The 4,976-nt window shown below is 67.2% G+C and carries 5 protein-coding genes and 1 pseudogene; 3 read left to right on the top strand and 3 right to left on the bottom strand.

Annotated elements, in window-relative coordinates:
- The 3 genes and pseudogenes from B0W88_RS35345 to B0W88_RS33940 all read left to right on the top strand — a co-directional run.
- Positions 1-265: pseudogene (locus tag B0W88_RS35345) on the top strand (hypothetical protein); the annotation flags it as partial.
- Positions 266-481: 216 nt separating this feature from the next.
- Positions 482-2,218: a ParB N-terminal domain-containing protein gene (locus tag B0W88_RS29685; protein WP_083749159.1), complete on the top strand. Its 1,737-nt coding sequence runs from the start codon at positions 482-484 to the stop codon at positions 2,216-2,218.
- Entirely contained in the window at positions 2,188-2,568 is a 381-nt protein-coding gene (locus B0W88_RS33940; RefSeq protein ID WP_077038128.1) for a hypothetical protein, read from the top strand. The genes B0W88_RS29685 and B0W88_RS33940 overlap by 31 nt, the downstream gene beginning before the upstream one ends.
- A 1,179-nt stretch (positions 2,569-3,747) precedes the next feature.
- On the opposite strand, the gene B0W88_RS29670 is transcribed toward B0W88_RS33940, so the two are convergent.
- From B0W88_RS29670 to B0W88_RS29660, 3 genes are all read right to left on the bottom strand, one after another.
- Complete coding sequence (locus tag B0W88_RS29670) at positions 3,748-4,080, bottom strand: hypothetical protein (RefSeq protein ID WP_144007059.1); 333 nt, start codon at positions 4,078-4,080, stop codon at positions 3,748-3,750.
- Between the two features lie 83 nt (positions 4,081-4,163).
- Positions 4,164-4,556 (bottom strand): Hsp20/alpha crystallin family protein, encoded by a 393-nt coding sequence (locus tag B0W88_RS29665; RefSeq protein WP_083749158.1) that lies wholly within the window; start codon positions 4,554-4,556, stop codon positions 4,164-4,166.
- 25 nt (positions 4,557-4,581) lie between these two features.
- Positions 4,582-4,976 (bottom strand): Hsp20/alpha crystallin family protein (locus tag B0W88_RS29660; RefSeq protein ID WP_077038125.1); only part of this gene is annotated, 395 nt, incomplete at its 5' end.

Below are 4,976 nucleotides of genomic sequence, written 5' to 3'. Positions count from 1 at the left end.
GGCCATGCCCACCCCCCGCCCGCCCGTGGGCGGGTGCGAGGAGCGCGAGCGAGAGGATCTTCCAGCAATGCGTGCCGGGAGGCCGACCTCTCTTTCGACTCACTTCGTGAAAGGGAATGCCATGGCCGAAACCACCTTCCTGTTCCAGCCCGGTGCCATCGTCTGCACACCTGGAGCGCTGCGTGCGCTGATGAAGACGCTGACTAATGGTCTCGATCTGGTCATGCGTCATCTGCGTGGCGACTTCGGTGCCCTGTGCGCCTAGGACACGGCGCTGAACCAGCTCGCCATCGCCACGGGCGGACGCTTGCTGTCCAGCTACGAGCTGTCCGACCAGACCAAGGTCTGGGTCATCACCGAGGCGGATCGCAGCGTCACGACGCTGCTGCTGCCGAACGAGTACTGAGCGACGCCTGTCCGGGCCGCGCTCATCGAGGGCAGGTCCGGTCAGCTACTGCCCCAACCATTCAGGAGAACCAATATGCAAACCAAAACGCAAATGAATGCACAAACCGTCACCACGTCCATCGACGCCCGCTCGGGCGACCTGATGACGATTCCCCTTTCGCTGCTGGTGCCCTCGCCGCAGCGCAATGCGCGGCGCTCTTCCGCCGGGAGCCTCGAGGGCCTGAAGGCGTCCATCGATGCTCAGGGCGTGCTGCAGAACCTGATCGTCTGCCCCGCCGAGTCCGGCAGCAAGGCGAAAGGCAGCGCGAAGACTGGCGCCAAGGGTCAGGGCGTTCAGCGCTACGAGGTGGTCGGCGGGGGCCGGCGCCTTCGCGCCCTGGTCGAACTGGCCGCTGAACGTCGCATTCGCAAGGACGAGCCGATCCTGTGCCGTGTGAAGCCGACCCGGGAGGCTGCGGAGGCCAGCCTCGCAGAAAACTACCACCGCGCGCCGATGCACCCGGCGGACGAGTTCGAGGCCTTCCAGAGGCTGGTGCAGGACGGCGCCAGCGCCGAGGAAGTCGCGCAGCGTTTCGGCACCTCGCCGCTGACGGTGCGGCGGCGCCTGAAGCTGGCGGATGTGCATCCGGAACTGCGCCAGCTGTACCGCGACGACGGCATCGACATGGAGCAGCTGATGGCGCTGGCGCTGAGCGACGATCCCGAGCAGCAACTGGCGGTATGGAATGCCGCGCCGGCGTGGTGCAGGGACGCGCGCAGCCTGCGGCAGATGTTCGTCTCCGAGGAGGTCGACGCGAGTACCGACGCGATGGCGAAGTTCGTCGGCATCGAGGCCTACGAGGCGGCTGGCGGCAGCGTGCGCCGCGACCTGTTCTCGGAAGACGGCGACGGCTATCTGCAGGACAGCGCGCTGCTCGACAAGTTGGCAGAGGCGCGCCTGGATGTCGTCGCCGACGAGGTCCGCGCCGAGGGCTGGTCCTGGGTCGAGGTCGCGCTTTGGTCCAGCATGCTGGAACTCTACAAGTTCGGCCGAGCCCCAAAGGTCACGCGTGGTATGACGCGCAAGGAAGCCAAGGAGCGCAAGGCGCTGGAGCGCCGGATCGATGAATTGGAGCGCGAACTGGAACACGCGCAGGAAGCCGCATCGGATGCGGACGTGGACGATGCCACAGGCGACAACGGAACCAGCGCCGATGAAGCCGACCGGCTGGAGCAGGAATGCGAGGACATGCAGGCGCAGCTACGCGTCCTGGTCGAAGGCCTGTCCAGCTACGACGAGACTGGGATGGCCCGCTCGGGCGCGATCGTTTGCGTGGGACGCGATGGCGCCGTGCAGATCCATCGCGGGCTGGTTCGCCCGGCTGATCGCGGGACGGGTCCGGCGTCCGGCCATGAGGACGAAGGCGGCGAGGGCACTGGCGCGGTGTCGAACACGCGCGCCAAGCCGAAGCACTCGGCTGCCTTGATGCGGGAACTGACGGCGCATCCACGCTGGCGGCGCGCGCCGCCATGCTGGATCGCCCGGATGTCGCGCTCACGGCGCTGCTGCATTGCCTCGTGCAGCGGCTGCTGCTGGACGTCTACGGTCGTGGGCGGACGCCGGTACGGCTGTCCTGCACGTCGCCCGAGGAAGGGCTCACCCCGGAAGCCGGCAGCACGCTGGCCGAAGCGCGTGCGACCGGTGTGCTGTCCGAGACGCGGCAGCGCTGGGGCGAACGCATTCCCGGCGATCCCGACCGGCTGCTGCCCTGGCTTGCCGCGCTGGCCCAGAGTGAGAAGATGGAGTTGCTGGCGCTGTGCGTCGCACTGAACCTCAACGACGTGCATGCCGACGAACGGCCGGGATCGATCGAACCGCTGTGCGCGCTGCTCGGCCTGGACATGGCCGACTGGTGGGAAGCAGGGCGGGCGACCTACTTTGCGCGCGTGACCAAGGACGTCATCCTCGGAGCGTTCACCGAGGCAGCCGGTGCCGAGGCGGCGGCGCGTTACAAGGGCATCAGCAAGGGCGAACTGGCCCGCGTCGCGGAGCGTGACCTGGTCGGCCATCGGTGGCTGCCGGCGCCGCTGAGGTCTGTGCAGGAGACTGGGCCAGAGTGCGTGGAGAGCGCGGGGAGCGAGGGGAGCGAGGGGAGCGAGGGGAGCGAGACCACGGTCTGACCGTGCCACCACGACTGGTCTGACGAGCCTTTGAAAGGAGGCCGTCCCAAGGCGGGCGGCCTCGCGGCCCGCGACCCGCTCCCGGGGAGCGCGCATCCTTATTTCCACGCTGCGCGTGCAAGGTGCGCTTGGCGAACTGCCCAGCCGAGCAAGCGCGCTGCGCGCGATGCTGGGCAGATCGCCACCCCGTCCGCCCGCCAGACCCGGAGCCGGGCCGCCGAATGCAAGACCTGGACAAGGAAACAGAAGACAAGCCCTGACCCCAGCAGCCAAGAGCTCGTAAACGGATCGCACCGGCTCGACCGTCGCGCCAGCCGCTCCGCTTCCCTGGCACGCCGGCCGCGGAGCCGCCGCTGCTCAGGGGATCGCAACGCCTTCGCTGCAACCGGATGCGCCAGGCGGGCTGGCACACCGGCTGCGACGCTGCGTCGCCGCTAGTGGAAGGCAGCCTGTGCGCCGGGCGTCCCACCGCGCTCCCCCCACGCAGCCCCCGTGCAGGGGCGAGGGGGACTGGTACACGTTCTGGTTGAACGGCGAGAAACGGCGCCAGGTTGTCATTCCCGGTGAGACCGAGGCCAGTTTGCAGGATCAGTACGTCCGTTGGGAACAGATGGCTGAGATGAAGAAAGCGGACGACAAGAAGCCGCGCTGCGCGGAGGTAGCTAGCAAGCATTGACGCGTAGGGCGATGTTGAGCGCGGTTCGAATCGTGGCTCTTCCCGGAGCGGCGGCTCGGGGGCGTTGTCATCGTTTGTCCCGCACCTCCCACTGATTATGATCAGTCAGCCTACAGGGCACTCGCTGGCATGCCACTGGGGCAGATGCACTTTCGTCGGGCCAGGCTCCCGCCCTGGATATGAGGTGTGCTATCGACGTTGTTGCGCTCGTGCTTACTCCGTTCCTGGCACGTCAACGCTTGTCCGCCGACTTGCTTACCGGCTGCCAATCATGCGCAAAGCACGGGCTGGACGAGCACTTGAGACGTCGCACGGTTTCACGCGCGACAAGATAGGCCTGCAAATGATCGACCCCGAGCCGATTGGGTCGGCCTTCTTGCAGGCGGTGGTGGTTAGCACGGGATGTTCGCGTATGGTCCATGATCTGGGTCCTCAATGTCGGAGAACTGCGCGCCGAGTGCGACGAGCATCCCGGCGCGCACAAGCAATACGAACCGCTGCTGCTAGTCGAGCGTAAGTTGGAAACCCATCTGCGCCCAGTTGGAGACACCCGCGATGAGTGCCTTCACGGCCCGCCAGTGCAGGGCCGGTTCGTCGACAAATAGCCGTCGGTCGACCGCCTGTTCCAGCAACTGCCGAGCCACTTCCGGCCGCAGCGCCGCAGAGCCTGCCAGCCAGGCGCGCAAAGCCTGACGGCGGTCAGCGGGAAGCGAGGCAGGCTGTAGCAAGGCGGGCATTTGCTCATGACGGGCAAATGAGCGCGCGCTACCAGGCCTACCCCATCGGCCCGTTGCCGTCGCGGTCTGATCAGGGCGCGAGGTCGTGAGCCGGTTCATGTCAGAACTCCGTCATTTCCAGGCCTGGTCGGCGCCATGCTTCACCCTGCACTGCGAGCTTGGTCATGGTTTCGGCCCTCCAGTCAACCAGCGTTGACGGCGATGCGCCGGGGCTGCGCATGGGCCTGCTTGGGGATGCGCAAGGTCAGCACGCCGTCCTTCAAGTTCGCTTCGATCTTGGCCGTGTCGAGCTCGCGGCTGAGCGTGAAGCTCCGCCGCCAGCGCGGCACGCGCAGCTCGGCGTAGATGGCCTCCAGGCCATTGGGCGTCTGCGGCTGGACCCGTCCCTCGATGAGGAGGGTGTCACCCTCCACATGCAGCTCGAGCTGGTCGCGGGGGACGCCGGGCATGTCGGCGAGCAGCGTGATGCCAGTCTCGTCCTCGAAGACGTCGACAGCCGGTGTGACCGCGCGTTCGTTGGCGGTACTGTCCAGGGCCGTCTGTTGCTTTTCGCTCTGGGTGATCTCCTTGCTCATGATGTCGGCTCCTCGATGAAGGTGATTACTGGATGGCGATGCGCTTGGGTTGCGTGGCTCCTCGGCGCCCGATGCTGACCTGCAGCACGCCGTCGCGGTAGCTGGCCGTGACCTGGTCGGGGTCGACATCGTCCGGCAGCGAGAGGCTGCGGTCGAAGCGCCCGGTGGTGCGTTCCCGTGCATAGAACCGTCTGCGCTCGCCGTTGGCGGCCGGCTGCACGCGCTCGCCGGCCAGGCGCAGCACGCCGCGGTCCAGTGTGACTTCGATCTTGCTGGCGTCCAGGCCGGGCGCAAAGGCGAAGATCTCCACGCTCTGGGGCGTGCGCCCCACGTTGACCTGCGGCATGGTGCCGCTCGCGACCGAGCGGATGCTGTTGGGCAGCCCCGACGTGCCGAAGATGTCGTCAAGTTCGCGTTGCA

Origin of the sequence: Pelomonas sp. KK5 (assembly GCF_001984095.1) — a bacterium.
In the GTDB taxonomy this organism is placed as follows: domain Bacteria; phylum Pseudomonadota; class Gammaproteobacteria; order Burkholderiales; family Burkholderiaceae_C; genus KK5.
This window is presented reverse-complemented; position numbering and strand designations above follow the sequence as displayed.